The following is a 20,067-nucleotide window of genomic DNA, read 5'->3' on the forward strand; positions in this document are numbered from 1 at the left end:
CCCTTGGGCCGCGCCCTTGCCCAGCGCTCCCGAACGCCGGGCCATCGGTATAGAGCGCCCCACATCGGAAATGCCCCCACGAAAAAAGGCGCCGCATCGGGCGCCTTCCATCATTTTTTGTTTTTCTTCGGGGCCTTACCGGCCCCAGCTGCGTACCGGACCGCAATCCATGTGCACGAAGTTCGAACCGGAATACCGGCCGACGCCGCCGGCACGGCAGGCCGCCGCCGCCTTGGCGATTTGTCCCACGGAGCGCGAGTTGAGCCGCAGATCTGCAGCCTCGCCCCGAAGATGGCGGGAGTTCTTGGCAACGCCGGAGGACCGGCGGCGCAGCATCGCGTTCGTCTCGGGGCTGCGATAACCCGAGATCAGCATGTAAGGGTCGGACGCATCCAGAAGGTTATGCGATGCAGCCATGATGTCGATCGTCCGCAGATCGATTCCCTTGACCTTGTTGTTGCGCCAGTCGCGCATGAAGAAATTGATCTCCTTGACGGCGTCGGCGATGTAATCGCCGTCCACCCAGTAGATCATGTCGATACGTTCCCCGGTACGCCCGGAATACATCTTGATACGGCGGATATCCCCGCCGCCGCGAAGAAATCCCGCGGCATTAGCGAAAGTCGGCGCGGCTGTGATCGTGGTCGCGGCGAAGGCCTGCAAAAGCCCACGGCGCGTGAAGCCGCCAAAGCGTGCATCGGTCATCGGAAGCCTGTCCCGTTTTCTGTCCTGTATCGCGCGCCTCGTTGGGCACGCCTGCCATCTATCCCCAGATGTCCTAATTTTTATTGCACAAACCGAATCTGTCTGAAACCCGGTCCGGGGATGTTCACGAAGCGTACAACAATTTTCGGCGAAAAGCCGCTGAAATTGCAGGCACGTGTCCAGATTGTCGCAGCCATGTCACAAGCGCGCTGCGGCGTAAAAAATCCGGGATCCAAAGCGATGGGGAAAGCATTTGTGAATGGACAGCACCCACGATTGCCCGTCAGATAAGCTAAGCCCTTTGTGTCAAAGTATTTTGAGGTTCCTGCATGGTCTTCCGTCTTCCCCCTGTCCTGAAACACTTTGCTGCGGCCAGCGCACTCGCCCTGGTCCTCGGGGCTGTGGCCTTGCCTGCGACGGCGCAGGTGACGGCCTTCAAACAGGCAGTGGCGGAAAACGTGGCGGATCATGAGGGCCTGAACGATTTCTACCGCGCACGAATTTTCGAGCCCGTCTGGACCGGCGAGGGGGAACTCGACCGCCAGCGCCGCGCCTTCCTGCTCGATGCGATGCGACGCGCACCGGCCCATGGCATTCCCGCATCCCGTCACAATGCCGATGCGCTTTATGCCCAGCTGCGCGACGCCCGCACGCCCCGCGATCGGGGGGTCGCCGAGATTGCGCTGTCCAAGGCCTATCTCAAGCTTGCCCATGACTTGCAGACCGGCATCCTCGATCCGCGTCGCGCGGCCAGCGGCATCAAGCGCGATCCGCATATGCGTAGCCCCGAAGAGCTGCTGGCACGGCTGATGGGAGAACCGCCGCGCGCGCTGTTCCGGTCGCTCGCACCGCAAAGTCCGGAATATGTGCGCCTGATGGCGACCCGTGTGGCGCTCGAGAAGCGGCGCGCGAAGGGCGGTTGGGGCAAGACGGTCAGCGCGTCCAAGCTGGAGCCGGGCGATACCGGACAGGCCGTGGTCGATCTGCGCAACCGGCTCATCGCGATGGACTATCTCGGGCACACCTCGACGGCGCGCTACGACAAGACGATCGAGGCCGCCGTGCGCGACTTCCAGCGCGATCACGGCATGGAGGAGGACGGCATCGCGGGCGCGGCCACGCTCAAGGCCATCAATGTCGGTATCGACGCACGGCTCAAATCCGTGATCGTCGCGATGGAGCGCGAGCGCTGGATGAACATGCCGGGCGGCCTCGGCCAGCGGCATATCAAGGTGAACCTCACCGAGTTCGTCGCGCGAATCTATGATGACGAGAAGGTCACCTTCGAGACGCGGTCCGTGATCGGCAAGAATCTCTCCACCCATCAGACGCCGGAGTTTTCCGACGTGATGGAGCATATGGAGATCAATCCGAGCTGGTACGTCCCGCGCTCCATCATCGTGAACGAATACCTGCCCGCATTGCGGCGCAATCCCGGTGCGGCGGGGCATCTGCGCATCGTCGACAGCCGCGGGCGCACGGTCAGCCGGGGACGCAGCTTCGCGCAATATTCCGCCTCGAGCTTCCCGTTCTCGATGCAGCAGCCGCCGGGGCCGAAGAACGCGCTTGGCACCGTGAAGTTCATGTTCCCCAACCGCTACAACATTTATCTGCATGACACGCCCGCCAAGAGCCTGTTCTCCCGCGAGGTGCGCGCCTTCTCGCATGGCTGCGTTCGCTTGAACGACCCGCACGACTTTGCATACGCGCTGCTCGCCAAGCAGGAAGACGATCCGGTCGGGTTCTTCAAATCCAAGCTGCGCACGGGCCAGACCCATCGCGTCGTTCTGGAGAAGGAAGTGCCGGTCCACCTGATCTATCGCACGGCCTTCACCACCGCGAAGGGTCGCACGCAGTTCCGCGACGACATCTACGGCCGCGACGCGCAGATCTGGCAGGCGCTCGAAGCGGCAGGGGTTTCGCTGGGCGGCCTTCAAAGCTAACACTTCGGGCAATTCTGCCCGGAGGCCCCAATGCGCCATACTATAGACGAGATCGCTCATGCCCTCGGCCTCAAGGCGGTGGGGGATGGTGCCATCGCGGTCGAGGGGGTGGCAGAGCCCGCAGATTGTCCGCCGGATCGTCTGGCCATCGCGCTGAAGCCCGCCTTCGCCGAGCAGCTCGGTCAGGGAGAGGCGCAGGCGGCGCTTCTTTGGGACGGGGCGGATTGGCAGGGCATGGGCCTCAAGGCCGCGATCCTGGCCAAGCGGCCGCGTTACGCGCTTTCGGGGGTCTCGGCGGCGTTCGATCCCGGGCAGGGCTACGGCGCAGGCATTCACGAAACGGCTCACATCGATCCATCGGCGCGTATCGCGCCGGACGTGGCCGTTGGTCCCTTCACCGTGATCGGGGCAGAAGTCGAGATCGGCACAGGATCGGTGATCGGCCCGCAGGTCTTCATCGGGCGCGGCGCGCGCATCGGGGCGGGCGCGCTTGTCCATGCCGGTGCGCGGATCGGCGCGGGTGTGACTGCCGGAGACCGGCTCATCGTGCAATTCAACGCGGTCATCGGCTCCGACGGCTTCTCCTTCGTGACGCCGGAAGTCTCCGGGGTGGAGCGGGCGCGCGAAAGCCTCGGCGATCAGGGCGCGGCCGAGGCCCAACCCTGGGCGCGGATCCATTCGCTAGGGGCTGTCACCCTTGGCGACGACGTGGAGGTCGGGGCCAATTCCTCGATCGACAGGGGAACGGTCCGCGACACCGGCATCGGCACCGGAACCAAGATCGATAACAACGTCCAGGTCGGCCATAACGTGGTGGTCGGGCAGCATTGCCTGCTCTGTGGGATGGTCGGGATCGGGGGCTCCACGGTGATCGGAGATCACAGCGTGCTCGGCGGGCAATCCGGTGTCGGCGACAATCTGAAGATCGGGGCGCGCGTTATCCTCGGGGCAGGCACGCTGGCGCTGTCGAACGTGCCCGAGGGGCGGGTGATGATGGGCTATCCCGCCATGAAGATGGATCAGAATATCGAAGCCTATAAGGGCCTGCGCCGCCTGCCACGATTGTTCCGGGAGGTCGACGCGCTCAGGAAAGCGGTTTCAAAGCTCTCGGGGAATGGCTAAATCGCAGGGAAATGGCGACAGACCGGGCAGATGATCCATGGATGTGAAGACGAAGGTTGTTGAAATTCTGGCCGATCAGGCGGTGCTCGAGCCGTCGGATGTGGACATGGACATGACGCTTGAGGATCTGGGCATCGATTCCATGGCGCTGGTGGAATCGATCTTCGCCATCGAGGAAGCCTTCGATATCTCCGTGCCGTTCAACGCCAACGCCCCCGGGGAAAGCGGCTTCGATATCTCATCCGTGCGCAAGATCGTCGCCGAGGTCGAGCGGCTGGTCGCCGAACAGCACGCGTGAGGCGGGTTGTCATCACCGGCGCGGGCACGATCAACGCCCTCGGCCATGATGTGCCGACCACACTCGAGGCCATGCGCGAGGGCCGTTCCGGGATCGGGCCGCTCGATATCCGCGATGCCGACCGGCTGTCTATCCGGATCGGCGGGCAGGTCACGGGCTACGCCGCCGAGTCGCGGTTCAACCGCCAGCAGATCGCGCTTTACGATCGCTACACGCAATTCACGCTTCTGGCCGCCGCAGAGGCCATCGCGCAATCGGGGCTCAGCTTCGAGGGCGAGCTGGCCGCGCGCTCGGGCGTCGTGCTGGGCACGAGCGGCGGCGGTCTGACCACGCAGGACGAGAATTATCGCGCGGTCTATGAGGAGGGGAAGAACCGCGTGCATCCCTTCATCGTGCCGAAGCTGATGAACAATGCGGCCTGTTCCCATGTCTCCATGCAGTGGAACATCAAGGGGCCGAGCTTCACCGTGGCCTCCGCCTGCGCCTCGTCCAATCACGCGATGGGACAGGCCTTCTGGTTCGTGCGGTCGGGCATGGCGCCGGTCATGGTCACGGGCGGGTCGGAGAGCATGCTGTGTTTCGGCGGGATCAAGGCCTGGGAAGGCCTGCGGGTCATGTCGAAGGATGGCTGCCGCCCGTTTTCGGCGAACCGCAACGGCATGGTGCAGGGCGAGGGCGCGGGCATCTTCGTCTTCGAGGATTACGAGCATGCGCGCGCGCGCGGGGCCGAGATCCTCGCCGAGGTGGTGGGGGCCGCGATGTCCTCCGATGCCGCCGATATCGTCATGCCGTCGAAACAGGGGGCCGCGCGGGCCATGCAGGGCGCGCTGGCCGATGCGGGGCTCGCCCCTGAAAAGGTGGGCTATATCAATGCGCACGGGACCGGAACGGCGGCCAATGACAAGACCGAATGCGCCGCGGTGGCGGATGTGTTCGGGGCGCATGCGGACCGGCTGATGATCTCGTCCACGAAGTCGATGCATGGCCATGTGATCGGCGGCACCGGGGCCATCGAGGCGCTCTCCTGCATCATGGCCCTGCGCGACGGCGTGATCGCGCCCACGATCAATTACGACGAGCCCGACCCCGAATGCGCGCTGGACGTCGTGCCGAACGCCGCCCGGGAGGCCCGTGTCGAGGCGGTCCTGTCGAACGCCTTCGCCTTCGGAGGGCTGAACGCGGTCCTGGCCTTCGCACGCGTTTGACGGTGCTTGCCTGATCTGGCGGTGCGGGCGTTCCGCCCGCGCATGTCATCTCGTTCGGGGCCTTCTGGCCCCGATCTCGGCGGAGGGGGCCGGCCCCCTCTTGGGCCGCAGGCGGCCCAATTCACCCCCGGCGGTTTTCGGGAAAGGTGAAGCGCATAGGGGCGTTTCGCATGAGAGGTCCGGTTGGAAGCCGGTCAGACCGCGGGAGCCGAGGGCGGCCAAACGCGACGCCAAGCCATCTGCGCGCCGTCCGGCTCAGTGGCCGCGCCAGATCCATCCGCCGCCAAGGATGCGGCTGCCGCCGGTCTCGTAGAAGACGCAGGCCTGACCGGGCGACACGCCTTCTTCCGGGGTCAGCAATTCGACCTCCGCCTCGGTGGGCGACAGGGGACGGATCACCGCCTCGCGCGGGGGGCGGGTGGAGCGGACCTTGACCGAGACATGCCATTCGGACTGGCTGGCGAAGGGCGTATCGCCGAGCCAGTTGATCTCGCGGACCGGAACCGTGCGCGTGGCGAGCATGTCCTTCGGGCCGACGATCACACGCTTTGCGTCGACATCGAGTTTGACCACGTAAAGCGGCTCATCGAGCCCGCCGATGCCGAGCCCGCGGCGCTGCCCGATCGTGTAGTGGATGACGCCCCGATGGGTGCCCAGAACGCGTCCGTCGGCATGCACGATCTCGCCCGGCTCCGCAGCACCGGGGCGCAGTTTCTCGATGACGGAGGCATAATTGCCGTCCGGCACGAAGCAGATGTCCTGGCTGTCGGGCTTGTCGGCGACAGTCAGACCGTACTTCGCGGCCAGCGCGCGGGTCGCGTCCTTGGAAGGCAGATGGCCCAAGGGGAAGCGCAGATAGTCGAGCTGGTCGGGTGTGGTCGAGAACAGGAAATAGGACTGATCGCGGTTGGCATCGGCGGCGGAATGCAATTCCGGTCCTGCCGCGCCCATCTTGCGCTGGATGTAATGCCCTGTCGCCATGCAATCGGCATCGAGATCCTTCGCGGTGGCCAAGAGATCCTTGAACTTCACCCGCTCGTTGCAGCGGATGCAGGGCACGGGCGTCGCACCGCCCAGATAGCTTTCGGCAAATTCGTCGATCACCGCGTCGCGGAAGATGTTCTCGTAATCGAGCACGTAATGCGGGAAACCCATTTCCTCGGCCACGCGGCGCGCATCGTGGATGTCGATCCCCGCGCAGCAGGCGCCCTTCTTGGCCAGCGCCGCGCCATGATCGTAAAGCTGCAGCGTGACGCCAACGACGTCGTAGCCTTCCTCTGCCAGCTGCGCGGCCACGACCGAGCTGTCCACGCCGCCCGACATGGCGACGACGACGCGCGTCTCGGACGGGGGCTTGGCAAAGCCGAGCGAGTTCGGGGTTGTTGCGTCAAAGGCCATGGGGATCGCAATCTGCAGCTTGGTTGGAGACTGGCGGAATATATGAAAATCCAACCTATTCTCAAGGGGCGGCTTCATGCTGCGTTAAGCGCCACTGCGCAAGGGTCGCATCCGGACGAACAAGGGATCAGCCGGATGTACCTCAAAAGGATCGACGGACCGCGCGCGGTGCATTTGCCCGATGGCAGCACGATGACACGCGCGGACCTGCCGCCAACCGATATCAAACGCTGGGTGGCCTCGCGCAAGCTGGCTGTCGTCAAGGCAGTGCTCTTTGGATTGATAACCGACAAACAGGCGCAGGAACTCTACGCCCTGTCGGAGGAGGAGCTGCAGGAATGGATCGCGGCGGCGCGCCTTCACGGGCCTGACGCTCTGAAAACGACAACACTGCAGAAATACAGACAACTTTAAGTTGTATTTGCTGTATTTTCGGCTATCTTTAGGAGTGATTAACTCTTTTACGCACACATTGGCGCAACCCCGGGCAGCTCAATGGGAGAGACCATATGCGCGTTCTACTCGTCGAAGACGACCTGACGACGTCGAAAAGCATCGAGATGATGCTGACCCATGCAAACCTGAACGTCTACGCGACGGATATGGGGGAAGAGGGCGTCGATCTTGCCAAGCTTTATGATTACGACCTGATCCTTCTCGATATAAATCTTCCTGATATCACCGGGCATGACGTGCTGCGGCAATTGCGCAAGGCACGGATCAACACGCCGATCCTGATCCTGTCGGGCGACGACGATACCGAAAGCAAGCTGAAAAGCTTCGGTTTCGGGGCGGATGATTACCTCACCAAGCCATTTCACAGGGACGAACTTGTCGCTCGCATCCACGCGATCATCCGGCGCTCGAAAGGGCATTCGCAATCGGTGATCCGCACGGGCAAGATCGCGGTAAATCTCGATACGAAGACGGTCGAGGTCGGGGATGGGCAGGTCCATCTGACCGGCAAGGAATACCAGATGATCGAGCTGTTGAGCCTGCGCAAGGGCACGACCCTCACCAAGGAGATGTTCCTGAACCATCTCTACGGGGGCATGGACGAGCCGGAACTGAAGATCATCGATGTCTTCATCTGCAAGCTGCGCAAGAAACTCACCGAAGCCACGGGTGAGGCCAGCTATATCGAAACGGTCTGGGGGCGCGGATACGTTCTGCGCGATCCCGAACCGGCAAGCGAAACACCCGGACCGATCGCCATCGGCGCCTGATCCCGGGCCAACGCCGCCACTCCGCTTTACCTCAACCGCGATGGACTGGACCCGCATGCCTGCGCGACCTATCACTTGCCTCGAACAAGGCGGAGCGAGGCGTGCGGCATGGCCGGGAAAACGGACAACGGAGAGATCGCGGTTGACGCGCTGAGCGAAGAGGCGGCTGCGCAGGAACTGGCACGGCTCGCGCAACGCCTGGCGACGGCGAATGACGAGTATTACCTGCGCGATGCCCCCACGCTGAGTGACGCGGAGTATGACCGTCTCAAGCGTCGCAACGCCGCGATCGAAGCGCGATTCCCGAAATTAAAACGCCTCGACTCCCCGTCCGAGCAGATTGGAGCCGCGCCCTCGGACGGGTTCGACAAAGTGCAGCACAGGGTGCGGATGCTCTCGCTGTCCAATGCGTTCGAGGATGATGACATCACCGAGTTCGATACGCGGATTCGTCGGTATCTGGGCCTTGGTGCGGACGAGCACCTCAACTATACCGCAGAACCCAAGATCGACGGGTTATCCCTCAGCCTGCGCTATGAAAATGGCCAGCTGGTGGAGGCCGCCACCCGCGGGGATGGCGCGGAGGGCGAGAATGTCACTGCCAATGCCCGGACCATCGACGACATCCCGAAAAAGCTTGAGGGCGCGCCCGACGTGCTGGAGGTGCGCGGCGAGGTCTATATGAGCCACGCCGATTTCGCTGATCTGAACACGCGCCAGGCCGAAAAAGGGGCTAAGACCTTCGCCAATCCGCGCAATGCGGCCGCCGGATCGCTGCGCCAGCTCGACCCCTCCGTCACCCGTGATCGGCCGCTGAAATTCTTCGCCTATGCCTGGGGAGAGATTTCTGCGCCGCTGGCGGAGACGCAGAAAACCGCCATCGACCGGCTGGCAGAACTGGGCTTTCAGACCAATCCCCTGACCCGGCTCTGTGACGGTCCGGTCGAGATGCTCGACCAATACCGCATTATCGAGGAGGCGCGCGCGACGCTCGGCTATGACATCGACGGCGTCGTCTACAAGGTCGACGATCTGGCACTTCAATCGCGGCTCGGGTTCCGCTCCACCACTCCGCGCTGGGCCATCGCGCATAAATTCCCTGCCGAGCTTGCCTGGACATGGCTCGATGCGATCGACATCCAGGTGGGTCGCACCGGCGCGCTGTCGCCCGTCGCCCGGCTGACACCGGTCACCGTGGGCGGCGTCGTGGTCTCGAATGCCACGCTGCACAATGAAGATTACATCGCCGGGCGGGATGCCAATGGCGCGCCGATCCGCGACGGCAAGGATATCCGCGTGGGCGACTGGGTGCAGGTCTATCGTGCAGGCGACGTGATCCCCAAGATCGCCGATGTCGACCTGTCGAAGCGCCCGGAGGATGCCGAGCCTTTCGTCTTCCCGGAAATCTGCCCGCGATGCCAATCGGATGCGATCCGCGAGGAAGGCGACGCCGTGCGCCGGTGCTCCGGCGGTCTGATCTGCCCCGCGCAGGCCGTGGAACGCCTGAAGCACTTCGTCGGACGCGCGGCCTTTGACATCGAAGGACTGGGCGCCAAGCAGGTCGAGCAATTCTACGATGACGGCTGGATCCGCGAACCCGCCGATATCTTCGCCCTGCGCGACAAGTACAGCTCGGGCCTCCAGCAGCTCAAGAACCGCGAGGGCTGGGGCGAAAAATCCGCGGAGAACCTCTTTGCCGCAATCGAAACACGCCGCACGATCCCGCTCGGCCGGCTGATCTTCGGATTGGGCATCCGGCATGTGGGCGAGGTGGCCTCGAAGCTTTTGGCCCGCCACTACGGCACCTGGTCGGCCTTCGAGGCCGCCATGCAGGAGGCCGCAAGCTGCGAGGGGCCTGCCTGGGACGATCTGATCGGCATAGATGGCGTCGGTCAGACCCTGGCCAAATCGTTGGTCACAACGATGAACCAAGAGGCCGAACGCGCCTCCATCGACCGATTGGTCGCCTATCTCGACGTCGAGGAGGCGGTTCGTCCGCAGACCGCAGACAGCCCGGTCGCGGGCAAGACCGTCGTGTTCACCGGCAGCCTCGAGAAGATGACCCGCGCCGAGGCCAAGGCACGCGCGGAGGCGCTCGGGGCCAAGGTTTCCGGCTCGGTATCGGCCAAGACGGACTTTGTGGTCGCGGGGCCGGGCGCGGGTTCCAAGGAGAAGAAGGCCCGCGAGCTTGGGATCGAGCTTCTGGACGAAGACGGCTGGTTGACCTTGATCGGCGCCGCATGAGCACGCGGCCGGAAGCGCTGTTTCCACTGTTCGGCGACCTCACCGCGCTGGACGGTGTCGGGCCGAAAACGGCGCAATCGCTGGAGGCGCTGGACATCGAGGCGCCGCGCGATCTGCTGTTCCTGTTGCCCTATTCCGGCATCGACCGCAGGCTGCTCCCCTCCATCCAGGGCGTGGATCTGCCCGCCACGTTGACGGTCGAGGTCCGTGTCGGAAACCACAGACCGTCTCGGTCGCGCACGGGCGCCTACCGGATTGACGTGGAGGATGCACATTTCGCGTTTGAGCTCCTCTTCTTTCGCGGGCGCGCCGATTATCTGCAGAAGATTTTACCCACTGGGCAGCGCCGCATCGTGTCGGGGCGGGTGGAGTTGTTCGACGGGCGGGCGCAGATGGTCCATCCCGATCATGTTCTGGCGCCGGACGACGCTGAGACCCTGCCGGGGTTCGAGCCGGTCTATCACCTGACCCAGGGCGTCACGCAGAAAACCGTGGTCAAGGCCGTGCAGTCGGCGCTCGCGCGGGCGCCTGATCTTGAGGAATGGATCGATCCTGCACAAAAGGCAAAGGCGGGCTGGCCCGGATGGGCAGACGCGGTGCGCGCAGCCCACGCGCCGAACGGGGCCGATGACCTCGCGCCGGAAGCGCCCGCGCGTCAACGGTTGGCCTATGACGAGTTCATGGCGCATCAACTGACATTGGCGCTGGCGCGTGCGGCGCGGCGCAAGCGGCCCGGTCAGGTCAGCCGGGGCGACGGGCGCTTCTCCACCAAGGTGCTCGAGGCCTTGCCTTACCGGCCAACCGGGGCGCAAACCCGCGCCATCGCCGAGATTGCCGCGGATATGGCCGGGCCCGACCGCATGAGCCGACTTCTGCAGGGCGATGTGGGCTCCGGCAAGACGCTCGTGGCGATCATGGCCTTGCTGATCGCGGTGGAGGCGGGCGGGCAGGGCGTCATGATGGCGCCTACGGAAATTCTCGCGCGGCAGCATCTGGACGGATTGCGCCCCCTTGCCGAGAGTGCGGGCGTCACGCTCGAGATCCTGACAGGTCGGGACAAGGGTCGCGACCGGGCGGCGAAAATTGCTGCACTCGCGGATGGGCGCATTGACATCCTCGTCGGCACGCATGCGGTGTTTCAGAAGGATGTCGCCTTCAAGGATCTGCGGTTGGCCATCGTCGATGAACAGCATCGGTTCGGGGTCAATCAGCGCCTTGAGCTGGGCGAGAAGGGGCCTCTCGCCGACGTCTTGGTGATGACGGCAACGCCGATCCCGCGCTCCCTGTCGCTTGCGCAATATGGCGATATGGATATTTCGGTGCTGGACGAGAAGCCGCCCGGGCGCAAACCCGTGCGCACGGCGTTGGTATCGACAGAACGCATGGACGAGGTCGTCTCGCACCTGGTGCGAGCTGTCGCGGAAGGCCGCCAGGTCTATTGGGTCTGCCCCCTGGTGGATGAAAGCGAGGCAGTCGATCTGACCGCGGCGGAAGACCGGTTCAAACATTTGCGCGCCGCGCTGGGCGACGATGTTGTCGGGCTTGTCCACGGCCAGATGCCTGTTGCCGAGAAGGACGCCGCCATGGCTCGCTTCGTGGCCGGAGATACCCAGGTCCTGGTGGCGACCACGGTGATCGAAGTGGGTGTCAACGTGCCCAATGCGACCATCATGGTGATCGAGCGGGCGGAATGGTTCGGCCTTGCGCAGCTTCATCAATTGCGTGGCCGTGTCGGGCGCGGGGAAGGCGAGTCCACCTGCCTTTTGATGTATCGCCCGCCGCTGAATGAGAGTGCGGAGCGGCGATTGACCACGCTGCGCGAGACCGAGGACGGGTTCCGCATCGCGGAGGTCGACCTCGAGATGCGCGGTGCCGGGGATCTGATCGGCACGGCGCAATCGGGCCTGCCGCGATTTCAGATCGCGGATATGGAGGCGCAGGCGGGGCTCATGGCCATCGCGCAAAGCGATGCGCGCCGCCTTCTGGCAGATGACCCGGCACTCGAAACGCCCCGCGGTCAGGCCGCGCGGACGCTTTTGTGGTTGATGCGTCAGGACCGTGCGATCCGGCTGCTTCAGGTCGGCTAGCCGCCTCTTTGTTCCCATCTGTTCTCCCGTGTTCTCAAATGTTCTTAAAAAGTTCTTTACAGGTGTGGTCAATTGTGAGAACAAATGGGCAACGCCAACGAGAGGATGCACCGATGATTGATCAGATCAAGACCACGATCCGGCGCTCGCAGAGCACGCTTTGGATGGATTCGCTGGGTGTGCTCTCCCTCGTCGTTATGCTCGTCACCGGTCTGCATATCGGATCGTGACGCTTCGGTTTCTGCCTGCGTAGCTTGTGCCGGACGCCTGTCCCAACGCATCGACTGTCCCCTGATGCATCGCCACGGACACTGCCTGTCCCGTTATGTGCGATTTCCCGCGTCCCAAACGCCCACAAGACACGCCACTTCCCGCCGCGTCCCCCAAGACGCGGCGGTTTTTTTGTGAAGGGCATGCGGGGAGCCGTATCGCTGTGCATCTTGGCGTGATCACCCGTTCAGTCGATACGCCAGACGGAGCCCGCCCCAGTGTCGTCCCTCCACGTGGATCGGTGCGGAGAGGTCCTTCATCATCGCGTAATTCCCACCGCCCATATCCCGGCGATAGATCTGCAGGAGGAAGGGCTCGGTGTTCCGACCGGCTTTCAACCCGACGCGATCGTCGAAAATGCGGCGATTGCGGCAATGCGCGGCGTTCCAGACGGGATCCTTGCTTTGTTGTTGAGAAAACTTCGCATTATGGGTCGGCAGATATCCGTTGCGATCGACAGCCGCGCAAAAGACGATGCGCGGATCGAGGGACAATACAGGCTCTTGAAGGGCTGGAAGAATGTCGTCGGTCAGCTTGGTGAACCGGGTTGTCATCTGCGCGGGGTCGGTGCCGGGCATCGGCGTATACGCCTCGTCGAAGAGGTCGGACACGCTGATCCTGCCCGTGGCGACAGCCTTGCCGAATGCTTCCGAAATCCGTCCGGCAACGTCCTGAACCATGACGATCATCGGGGAATCCTTGCCCGAACCGCCGAGGCTGACAACGTCTTGAAGAATGGATTCGGATTGATCGATCAAGCTTTCGGTGCGTGTCTTCGCTTCGTGAACGCCTTGCCCGAGCTCTTTCATGAATCCGCTTAACGTCGCGGCGGCGGGCACGAATTCCGCGGACGCATTCTGCGCACTTGCGACCTCTGCTTCGGTTTTGTGCGCCGCTTCGCGCAATTCGGTCATGCGCGCCTCGATGTCACTCAATTCCGCGTCGCTGACCTCGACCTCGCTGAGGAGGGTCTGCGCGCCGATGGAATTTGTCCGCGCCCCATCGTTGAGATGCGTAATCCATTGAGACATCGATTGAATCGTGGCTGATATATCCTCCACGGCGCTCCGCGTCTTGTGGCTGAGATCGTTGATCGCCTCGGCCACGATGGCGAAACCGCGCCCCGCGTCGCCCGCGCGCGCAGCTTCGATCTTGGCGTTCATGGCGAGGATGTTCACCTGTGAGGCGATGGATGCGATATCGCCATTGGATTTCCCTACCGCCACGAGCATCGCATCGACATCACCGCTATCGGCATGCACCTGGTTGACCCAGCTTGCTAGATCACGCGAAAGGCCACCCGTCTCCGTGAGGCGCTTGATCGAGCCTTGCATCTGGACAAGCGCCGAATCGGCGAGAGCGCGTGTTTCAGTAGTCGTCTCGATTGCGCGCTGCGCCGCGGATTGCACGCGATCACCGCGCGTCTGCAACGTATTGAGCGACCCTGAATGTGCCGTGCAGTTTTCGTCCAGGGACTGAAGAAATCCCTGAATCTCCACGTTGCGCCGTCCAAGCTCGGTCGCAACCCGCACGATATGGGAAAGCCGTTCGGACACTTGGGGGGTGTCCTGCGGCACGGGATCAAGTCGCATGCATCACTCCGAAACTGCGGGCTCTTTGTGACTAGGCCCGCAATTCGGAAGATTCGGTTAAGCCGTCTCGCGTGCGCGCACGGTTTCCATCGCCTCGACAGCTGCATCGAGCGCGAGCATGATCGAGGCATGCCTGTTCTTGTAGGCCGCCGCGGGGCGCAGCACCTCAAGTCCATCGAAAGGCGCTGCCGGGGCAGGGCCATCGGCCTTCAGCATCGCCTTCAGCTCGTCACGCGCGGTGGTGATCTGCTCGGCATCGCACCCCAGGATCGCGCCCCCCACCACCGAGGCGGCCGCTTGTCCGAGCGCGCAGGCCTTCACGTCCTGCCCGTAGCCCGCCACGCGCCCGTCCGCGACCTTGAGATCAACGGTCACCGTCGATCCGCACAGCGGCGAGCGTTTCTTCACACTTGCATCCGGCGCATCGAGGCGCTCGGTACAGGGGATGTCCGCCGCGAGAGCCAGAATGCGGTCGGAATAAAGTTTGATGAGATCCTGTTCGGCCGTCATGGCTTTCCCTTTCCGTCTTGTCTTCATAAATAGGCGTTCAACCGCGCTGTGCAAAAAGGTTTCTTGCCATGTCCTTCGATCCTCAGACCTTGGTCTATGACGACCGCGGCCTTTTACCCGCCATCGCGCAGGATGCAGAGACGGGCGAAGTGTTGATGCTGGCCTGGATGAACGCCGAGGCAGTCGCGAAAACACTTGAAACAGGGCGCGTAACCTATTGGTCCAGATCGAGAAAGTCGTTCTGGGTCAAGGGCGAGAGTTCAGGTCACACGCAGGCCCTGGTGGAAATGCGGGTCGATTGCGACCGCGATTGCCTTCTGGTGAAGGTGCGACAAAGCGGCCCGGCCTGTCACACCAATCGGCGCAGCTGCTTCTATACGGGCATCATCGACGGTGAAGAGCGCGAATTGATGACGCCGATGATTGTTTGAAAACGGTGACTTACAGGCCGACCTCGGCGCGGATATCGGCGGGCGTGAGGCCCTCTTCGTGATAGGTCCGGATCGCGCGGGCATCGTCCCTTTTGGCAAGACGCTTGCCCGCAGCGTCGCGGATCAGCCGGTGATGGTGATACGCAGGTGAGGAAAGCCCGAGAAGCCTTTGTAAAAGAATATGAATTGGCGTGGCATCGAAGAGGTCTTCGCCGCGGATGACGTGAGAGATGCGCTGCTCGGCATCGTCCACCACGACAGACAGATGATAGGATGTCCCCATGTCGCGGCGCGCGAGGACGACGTCGCCGACATCGCGGATCATCGCATCCCGTGCGATCTGGATCGTGCCATGCTCTCCCCGTGGGCCATACCCCCGCTCTTCGAATGACAGGTCATTTGCCAGTCCGGCCAGCGCACGTCGCATATCAAGCCGCAAGACCGCGTTATCCGGCATCGCCCCCGTGGGCGGCGTGTCGGGGCGGCAGGTGCCGGGATAGACGATGCCGTCCGGTCCGACCGGGGGCTGCGCGCCCTCCTGTGGGGCGGAAGCCGCGTCCTGAATGTCCCGGCGGGTACATGAGCAAGGATAGAGAAGTCCTTGCGACCACAGCATTTCCAGTGCGCTGCGATAGGCAGGCAAGCGGTCCGACTGACGCATGACCGGGCGCTCCCAGGACAGACCCAGCCAGCGCAGATCGTCGTAAATCTGCGCCTCCCATTCGGGCCGCGCGCGGTTCTGGTCGATATCCTCGATCCGGATGAGGAACGCGCCGCCCGCCGCCTGCGCCATGTCGAAGGCGATCAAAGCGGAATAGGCATGCCCCAGATGCAGGGGCCCCGTGGGCGACGGCGCAAAGCGCGTGCGCATCAATGGTCGCGGCGGCGCGCGCGGGCCTCTTCCCCCGATTGGTAGATGAGGATCCAGGCGAGCAGGATGAATAGCGGATGTGTTAGCACGCCACCGGGAATGAGGATCGCAGGCACCCAGATGATGAACACCACGATCGAGGTGATGATCCGGCCCGTCAAAAGGATCGACAGGGGCGGCAAGAAGAGGGCGAGGACGTAGTTCATGCGCGTTACTCCGCTGCGGCAGCGGGCGCGCCCGCCTGATCCGTCAGCCAACCCTGCCACGCGGATTTCGCGCGGTCGGTATAGGCCTTGTAGCGGTCGCGGCGCCCGCGCCGACCGCCCTTGATCCCGGTCGTGTCCTCAAGCGGACGGAAGAGACCGAAATTGACGTTCATCGGCTGGAAGGTCTTGGCCTCGGCGCCGCCCGTGATGTGATGCACGAGCGCGCCATGCGCGCTGTCCTGCGGCACGGTGGCAAGCGGCTGGCCAAGGATCTCCGCCGCGGCCATGCGGCCCGCAAGGAGCCCCATCGCGGCGCTTTCCACATAGCCCTCGACCCCGGTGATCTGACCCGCGAAACGGATATTTGGCTGCGATTTCAGACGCATCTGCGCATCGAGCAACGTGGGCGAGTTCAGGAAAGTGTTGCGGTGGATGCCGCCCAGACGGGCGAAGCGGGCCTCTTCAAGGCCCGGGATCATCCGCAGCACCTCTTTCTGGGCGCCGTATTTCATCTTGGTCTGGAAGCCCACGATATTATAGAGCGTTCCCAGCGCGTTATCCCGGCGCAGCTGAACCACGGCCCAAGGCTTCACGTCCGGCTGATGCGGGTTCGTCAGGCCCACGGGCTTCATCGGACCATGGCGCAGGGTTTCGCGGCCGCGCTCGGCCATCACCTCGATGGGTAGGCAGCCGTCGAAGTAACCGGCCGTTTCGCCTTCGTGAAATTCGGTCTTGTCCGCGGCCAGGAGCGCATCGAGGAAGGCCTCGTAAGTCGCCTTGTCCATGGGACAATTCAGGTAGGCGCGCTGCTCGTCCTCGGTCTCGCCCTTGTCGTAGCGCGACTGCATCCAGGCTTTCGACATGTCGATGCTGTCGGCATAGATGATGGGCGCAATGGCGTCGAAGAAGGCGAGGCTGTCGCGCCCCGTGGCCCGCGCGATGGCGCCGCCCAGACCTTCGGAGGTGAGCGGCCCGGTCGCGAAGATCCACTGGCCCTGATCCGGCAGCTCGGTCACTTCCTCGTAGCTGACCTCGATATTGGGATGGGCCGTCAGCGCCGCGGTGATCTTTTCGGAGAATGCCTCCCGGTCGACGGCCAGCGCGCCGCCAGCAGGCAGCCGGTGGTCGTAAGCCGTTGAAATCACGAGACCGCCCGCGGCCTTCATCTCCCAATGCAGAAGGCCAACGGCGTTCTGTTCGTGATCGTCCGAGCGGAAGGAGTTGGAGCACACCATCTCGCCCAGCTTGCCGGTCTTATGCGCGAAGGTTTCCACCTTCGGGCGCATCTCGTGAATCACCACGCGCACGCCCAGATTGGCGGCCTGCCATGCGGCCTCGGACCCGGCCATGCCGCCGCCCACGATATGCAATGTCTCTGTCATGGCGCCGAGATAGTCATTCGCGCGCGCCTTGTCACGGGTCGGATCCGTCCTGCGACCAGGCGGGGGCGCGTTTTTCGAGAAAGGCCTGGATGCCCTCTTCGGTGTCACGATCGAGCATGTTGGCCACCATCACGTCGCCGGTATAGCGGTAGGCCTCGTCGAGCGGCATCTGCGCCTGGGCATAAAATGCCTCCTTGCCGATGCGCACGGCGGTGGCGAGTTTCGCCGCCACGGTTTCCGCGAGGTTTTGCGTCTCCGCCTCAAGCTGGTCGTCTGGGGCGACCCGGTTCACAAGCCCCAATTCCCGCGCGCGCGTCGCATCAATGAACGCGCCCGTGGTCAGCATCTCGAATGCGTGCTTGCGGGGGATGTTGCGGGTCAGTGCCACCATCGGTGTGGAGCAGAACAGCCCGATATTCACGCCGTTCACGCCGAAGCGCGTCGATTCCGCGGCCACGGCCATGTCGCAGGTCGCAACGAGCTGGCATCCGGCAGCGGCAGCGAGGCCATGCACCTGCGCGATCACCGGCTGGGGCAGGCGCTGCAGGCTCTGCATCATCATCGAACAGCGCTCGAAAAGGTCCGCGAAGGCCGCGCGCCCGTTATCGTCCGCATCCCGCGCCGTGGTCATTTCCTTCAGGTCATGGCCTGCGCAGAATGCCCGACCGGCCCCCGCGATCACGACGACGCGGATGGCGCGATCCTCGGCAAGGCGGGCGATTTCGTCCGACAGCGCGGCCAGCATCGCGTTCGAGAGGGGATTGAGCTTGTCCGGCTGGTTCAGCGTCAGATACGCCACCGCGTTTTTGTCCACCCGCTCGAGATACGCCATCTTGCCCTCCGATCCTTGCGCGGGCAGCTTAGGCCCGCGAGCGTGAGGAGGAAAGCAGTCGTGACGATCAAGGTATCCGCAGACGAGATGTCCGAGTTTCTGGACCAGGTGTTTCCTCAGGTGCGGGGCATGTTCGGGATCGACCGGCTGGACGCCGACCTTCTGGTGATGCGGCTTTTCGCCGATGAAAAGCACCTGCGCCCCGGCGGTACGGTATCGGGGCCCGCGATGTTCGGACTGGCGGATGTGTCGGCCTATGTGGCGACGATGGCGCGCATCGGGCGCGAGGCGCTGGCGGTGACCACGAACTGCTCCATCGATTTCATGCGCAAGCCCGCCTCGGGCCGGGATGTGCTGGCGGAATGCCGGGTGCTGAAGCTGGGCCGGGCGCTGTCGGTCTGCGACGTGCTTCTATTCTCCGAAGGGGATCCGGCACCGGTGGCGCGCGCCAACCTGACCTATTCTCTACCACCCAAGCGCGACCAGTGAGGCTTTGATACCCGCATATATCGGCATGACCTGACCCATGGCCAAAAAAAAAGGCCGAGCACAAAGCTCGGCCGTAGTCCAACAGGGAGGTATGAAGATGATGCGCCAAACAGCGCCCCATCGCCATAAAGCTGAATTAGTAGGCGGGATTGAGTCGATCAAGCCTGAAGATGCCGCAGGTGCAACATGGCCGCTATGCTGTGGCGTCATGGCTGCAGGTCAGTTGGCGCCCATCGCCTTCCGGGTCTTGCGATGCAGGATGATTTCGTCCTGCACGAAATCGCGGAAGGCTTCTATCCGTTTGGAATGTCGCAATTCTTCCGGATATGCCAGAAAAACGGGCACCTCGACGCTTTCGACATCGGGCAAAACGCGAACGATCGCGGGAAAATCCTCGATGATGTAATCGGGCAACACGCCGATGCCGAGGTTGGACATCACCGCCTGCAGCACGCCGAAATAGTTGTTCACCGAAAGCGTCGCCTGGATGTCATGCGTGAGCAATTCCTGGACCAGCTGCAGACCGGCCGACACCTGCGCCGAGCGCGTGTTCTGGCAGATCAGCCGGTGCGACGACATATCGTCCAGCGACGAGGGCGTGCCGTTGGCGTCGAGATATTCCTCTGTCGCGTAAAGCCGCATCCTGATGTTCATCAGCCGCTTGCGGATCAGGTCGGCCTGGCTCGGCTCCTTCATGCGGATCGCGACATCGGCTTCGCGCATGGGCAGATCGAGCACCCGTTCCTCGAGCATCAGGTCGATATTGAGGTCGGGATATTTGTCGTAGAGCTTCGACAGGCGCGGCGCGAGCCACAGGGAGCCGAAGCCCGTCGTCGTGGTCACGCGCAACTCGCCGAAGACTTCCTCCTCGCTGTCGCGGATGCGCGCGGTGGCGGCGTCTATCCGTTTGACCATCGCGACGGTCGCGTCGAACAGAAGCTCACCCTGTTCGGTAAGGATGAGGCCCCGCGCATGCCGGTGGAACAGCGTGGTATCAAGCGTCTCCTCCAACGCGCGAATCTGGCGCGAGACCGCCGATTGCGACAGGTGCAGCGCATCGCCCGCATGGGTGAGGCTGCCCGCATCGGCCACGGCGTGAAAGATTCTGAGCTTGTCCCAGTCCATAAATGTCGCTTTCGATTGTCCGTCGCTATGTCATCGCAACATGTCTGCTATGTAACGGACTAGTGCACAAAACCGTTAATATGCCAGTGAAAACGCTATGCGGGTCAGAATTTTTGACCTAAAATATGCGT

The 20,067-nt window shown here is 63.3% G+C and carries 19 protein-coding genes; 10 read left to right on the forward strand and 9 right to left on the reverse strand.

Annotation, left to right across the window (positions count from 1 at the left end; translation table 11 throughout):
• Nucleotides 1-135 precede the first annotated feature (135 nt).
• Nucleotides 136-705, reverse strand: coding sequence for a DUF882 domain-containing protein (locus FIV09_RS05300; RefSeq protein WP_152449016.1), 570 nt, complete (start codon nucleotides 703-705; stop codon nucleotides 136-138).
• A 329-nt stretch (nucleotides 706-1,034) separates the two neighbouring features.
• Here FIV09_RS05300 and FIV09_RS05305 point away from each other — a divergent pair, with 329 nt between their 5' ends.
• Genes FIV09_RS05305 through FIV09_RS05320 form a run of 4 tightly spaced genes read left to right on the forward strand, consistent with a single transcriptional unit; the run spans nucleotide 1,035 to nucleotide 5,273 of the window.
• Nucleotides 1,035-2,648: a murein L,D-transpeptidase gene (locus FIV09_RS05305; RefSeq protein ID WP_152449017.1), complete on the forward strand. Its 1,614-nt coding sequence runs from the start codon at nucleotides 1,035-1,037 to the stop codon at nucleotides 2,646-2,648.
• Between the two features lie 30 nt (nucleotides 2,649-2,678).
• On the forward strand, nucleotides 2,679-3,770 hold the full coding sequence (gene lpxD, locus FIV09_RS05310) for a UDP-3-O-(3-hydroxymyristoyl)glucosamine N-acyltransferase (protein ID WP_152449018.1): 1,092 nt from the start codon (nucleotides 2,679-2,681) through the stop codon (nucleotides 3,768-3,770).
• A 37-nt stretch (nucleotides 3,771-3,807) separates the two neighbouring features.
• Nucleotides 3,808-4,068, forward strand: a complete 261-nt coding sequence (locus FIV09_RS05315) for an acyl carrier protein (RefSeq protein ID WP_152449019.1) — start codon at nucleotides 3,808-3,810, stop codon at nucleotides 4,066-4,068.
• Nucleotides 4,065-5,273 (forward strand): beta-ketoacyl synthase, encoded by a 1,209-nt coding sequence (locus tag FIV09_RS05320; RefSeq protein WP_152449020.1) that lies wholly within the window; start codon nucleotides 4,065-4,067, stop codon nucleotides 5,271-5,273. Before FIV09_RS05315 ends, FIV09_RS05320 begins: the two co-directional genes overlap by 4 nt.
• 255 nt (nucleotides 5,274-5,528) lie before the next feature.
• On the opposite strand, the gene mnmA is transcribed toward FIV09_RS05320, so the two are convergent.
• Entirely contained in the window at nucleotides 5,529-6,671 is a 1,143-nt protein-coding gene (mnmA, locus tag FIV09_RS05325) for a tRNA 2-thiouridine(34) synthase MnmA (protein WP_152449021.1), read from the reverse strand.
• A 135-nt stretch (nucleotides 6,672-6,806) separates the two neighbouring features.
• Here mnmA and FIV09_RS05330 point away from each other — a divergent pair, with 135 nt between their 5' ends.
• From FIV09_RS05330 to recG, 4 genes are all read left to right on the forward strand, one after another.
• The gene (locus tag FIV09_RS05330; protein ID WP_152452375.1) at nucleotides 6,807-7,085 is read left to right on the forward strand and encodes a DUF1153 domain-containing protein; all 279 of its coding nucleotides are present in this window, start codon (nucleotides 6,807-6,809) and stop codon (nucleotides 7,083-7,085) included.
• Between the two features lie 95 nt (nucleotides 7,086-7,180).
• A complete protein-coding gene (gene ctrA / locus FIV09_RS05335) occupies nucleotides 7,181-7,897 on the forward strand; it encodes a response regulator transcription factor CtrA (RefSeq protein ID WP_152449022.1) in 717 nt (238 codons plus the stop codon).
• 108 nt (nucleotides 7,898-8,005) lie between these two features.
• A complete protein-coding gene (ligA, locus tag FIV09_RS05340; protein ID WP_152449023.1) occupies nucleotides 8,006-10,141 on the forward strand; it encodes an NAD-dependent DNA ligase LigA in 2,136 nt (711 codons plus the stop codon).
• Nucleotides 10,138-12,228, forward strand: a complete 2,091-nt coding sequence (recG, locus tag FIV09_RS05345; protein WP_152449024.1) for an ATP-dependent DNA helicase RecG — start codon at nucleotides 10,138-10,140, stop codon at nucleotides 12,226-12,228. Before ligA ends, recG begins: the two co-directional genes overlap by 4 nt.
• 449 nt (nucleotides 12,229-12,677) lie before the next feature.
• On the opposite strand, the gene FIV09_RS05350 is transcribed toward recG, so the two are convergent.
• Together FIV09_RS05350 and FIV09_RS05355 are read right to left on the reverse strand one after the other, a co-directional pair.
• Nucleotides 12,678-14,090, reverse strand: a complete 1,413-nt coding sequence (locus FIV09_RS05350) for a methyl-accepting chemotaxis protein (protein WP_152449025.1) — start codon at nucleotides 14,088-14,090, stop codon at nucleotides 12,678-12,680.
• Between the two features lie 57 nt (nucleotides 14,091-14,147).
• Nucleotides 14,148-14,600 (reverse strand): iron-sulfur cluster assembly scaffold protein, encoded by a 453-nt coding sequence (locus FIV09_RS05355; protein WP_152449026.1) that lies wholly within the window; start codon nucleotides 14,598-14,600, stop codon nucleotides 14,148-14,150.
• A gap of 68 nt (nucleotides 14,601-14,668) precedes the next feature.
• Here FIV09_RS05355 and hisI point away from each other — a divergent pair, with 68 nt between their 5' ends.
• A complete protein-coding gene (gene hisI, locus FIV09_RS05360) occupies nucleotides 14,669-15,031 on the forward strand; it encodes a phosphoribosyl-AMP cyclohydrolase (protein ID WP_152449027.1) in 363 nt (120 codons plus the stop codon).
• Nucleotides 15,032-15,041: 10 nt separating this feature from the next.
• On the opposite strand, the gene gluQRS is transcribed toward hisI, so the two are convergent.
• The 4 genes from gluQRS to FIV09_RS05380 are packed head-to-tail and all read right to left on the reverse strand — an operon-like array spanning nucleotide 15,042 to nucleotide 18,322.
• The gene (gene gluQRS, locus FIV09_RS05365; protein WP_152449028.1) at nucleotides 15,042-15,902 is read right to left on the reverse strand and encodes a tRNA glutamyl-Q(34) synthetase GluQRS; all 861 of its coding nucleotides are present in this window, start codon (nucleotides 15,900-15,902) and stop codon (nucleotides 15,042-15,044) included.
• Nucleotides 15,902-16,108: a hypothetical protein gene (locus FIV09_RS05370; RefSeq protein ID WP_152449029.1), complete on the reverse strand. Its 207-nt coding sequence runs from the start codon at nucleotides 16,106-16,108 to the stop codon at nucleotides 15,902-15,904. The genes gluQRS and FIV09_RS05370 overlap by 1 nt, the downstream gene beginning before the upstream one ends.
• A 5-nt stretch (nucleotides 16,109-16,113) precedes the next feature.
• Entirely contained in the window at nucleotides 16,114-17,490 is a 1,377-nt protein-coding gene (gene trmFO, locus FIV09_RS05375) for a methylenetetrahydrofolate--tRNA-(uracil(54)-C(5))-methyltransferase (FADH(2)-oxidizing) TrmFO (RefSeq protein WP_152449030.1), read from the reverse strand.
• 31 nt (nucleotides 17,491-17,521) lie between these two features.
• Nucleotides 17,522-18,322: an enoyl-CoA hydratase gene (locus FIV09_RS05380; RefSeq protein ID WP_152449031.1), complete on the reverse strand. Its 801-nt coding sequence runs from the start codon at nucleotides 18,320-18,322 to the stop codon at nucleotides 17,522-17,524.
• Nucleotides 18,323-18,409: 87 nt separating this feature from the next.
• On the opposite strand from FIV09_RS05380, the gene FIV09_RS05385 reads away from it, so the two are divergent.
• Nucleotides 18,410-18,811: a PaaI family thioesterase gene (locus FIV09_RS05385; protein WP_152452377.1), complete on the forward strand. Its 402-nt coding sequence runs from the start codon at nucleotides 18,410-18,412 to the stop codon at nucleotides 18,809-18,811.
• A 219-nt stretch (nucleotides 18,812-19,030) separates the two neighbouring features.
• Here the strand turns inward: FIV09_RS05385 and FIV09_RS05390 are convergent, their stop codons facing one another.
• Nucleotides 19,031-19,936, reverse strand: coding sequence for a LysR family transcriptional regulator (locus tag FIV09_RS05390; protein WP_152449032.1), 906 nt, complete (start codon nucleotides 19,934-19,936; stop codon nucleotides 19,031-19,033).
• Nucleotides 19,937-20,067 lie beyond the last annotated feature (131 nt).

Origin of the sequence: Roseivivax sp. THAF197b (assembly GCF_009363255.1) — a bacterium.
GTDB lineage: Bacteria > Pseudomonadota > Alphaproteobacteria > Rhodobacterales > Rhodobacteraceae > Roseivivax.

Bases quoted from the DNA above. Each gene is read 5' to 3' on its own strand.
- FIV09_RS05380 (WP_152449031.1), bottom strand. From the start codon at position 18,322: ATGGCGTATCTCGAGCGGGTGGACAAAAACGCGGTGGCGTATCTGACG.
- recG (WP_152449024.1), top strand. From the start codon at position 10,138: ATGAGCACGCGGCCGGAAGCGCTGTTTCCACTGTTCGGCGACCTCACC.
- FIV09_RS05305 (WP_152449017.1), top strand. From the start codon at position 1,035: ATGGTCTTCCGTCTTCCCCCTGTCCTGAAACACTTTGCTGCGGCCAGC.
- gluQRS (WP_152449028.1), bottom strand. From the start codon at position 15,902: ATGCGCACGCGCTTTGCGCCGTCGCCCACGGGGCCCCTGCATCTGGGG.
- trmFO (WP_152449030.1), bottom strand. From the start codon at position 17,490: ATGACAGAGACATTGCATATCGTGGGCGGCGGCATGGCCGGGTCCGAG.
- FIV09_RS05390 (WP_152449032.1), bottom strand. From the start codon at position 19,936: ATGGACTGGGACAAGCTCAGAATCTTTCACGCCGTGGCCGATGCGGGC.
- FIV09_RS05330 (WP_152452375.1), top strand. From the start codon at position 6,807: ATGTACCTCAAAAGGATCGACGGACCGCGCGCGGTGCATTTGCCCGAT.
- hisI (WP_152449027.1), top strand. From the start codon at position 14,669: ATGTCCTTCGATCCTCAGACCTTGGTCTATGACGACCGCGGCCTTTTA.
- FIV09_RS05300 (WP_152449016.1), bottom strand. From the start codon at position 705: ATGACCGATGCACGCTTTGGCGGCTTCACGCGCCGTGGGCTTTTGCAG.
- mnmA (WP_152449021.1), bottom strand. From the start codon at position 6,671: ATGGCCTTTGACGCAACAACCCCGAACTCGCTCGGCTTTGCCAAGCCC.
- lpxD (WP_152449018.1), top strand. From the start codon at position 2,679: ATGCGCCATACTATAGACGAGATCGCTCATGCCCTCGGCCTCAAGGCG.
- FIV09_RS05350 (WP_152449025.1), bottom strand. From the start codon at position 14,090: ATGCGACTTGATCCCGTGCCGCAGGACACCCCCCAAGTGTCCGAACGG.
- FIV09_RS05385 (WP_152452377.1), top strand. From the start codon at position 18,410: ATGTCCGAGTTTCTGGACCAGGTGTTTCCTCAGGTGCGGGGCATGTTC.
- FIV09_RS05315 (WP_152449019.1), top strand. From the start codon at position 3,808: ATGGATGTGAAGACGAAGGTTGTTGAAATTCTGGCCGATCAGGCGGTG.
- ctrA (WP_152449022.1), top strand. From the start codon at position 7,181: ATGCGCGTTCTACTCGTCGAAGACGACCTGACGACGTCGAAAAGCATC.
- FIV09_RS05370 (WP_152449029.1), bottom strand. From the start codon at position 16,108: ATGAACTACGTCCTCGCCCTCTTCTTGCCGCCCCTGTCGATCCTTTTG.
- ligA (WP_152449023.1), top strand. From the start codon at position 8,006: ATGGCCGGGAAAACGGACAACGGAGAGATCGCGGTTGACGCGCTGAGC.
- FIV09_RS05355 (WP_152449026.1), bottom strand. From the start codon at position 14,600: ATGACGGCCGAACAGGATCTCATCAAACTTTATTCCGACCGCATTCTG.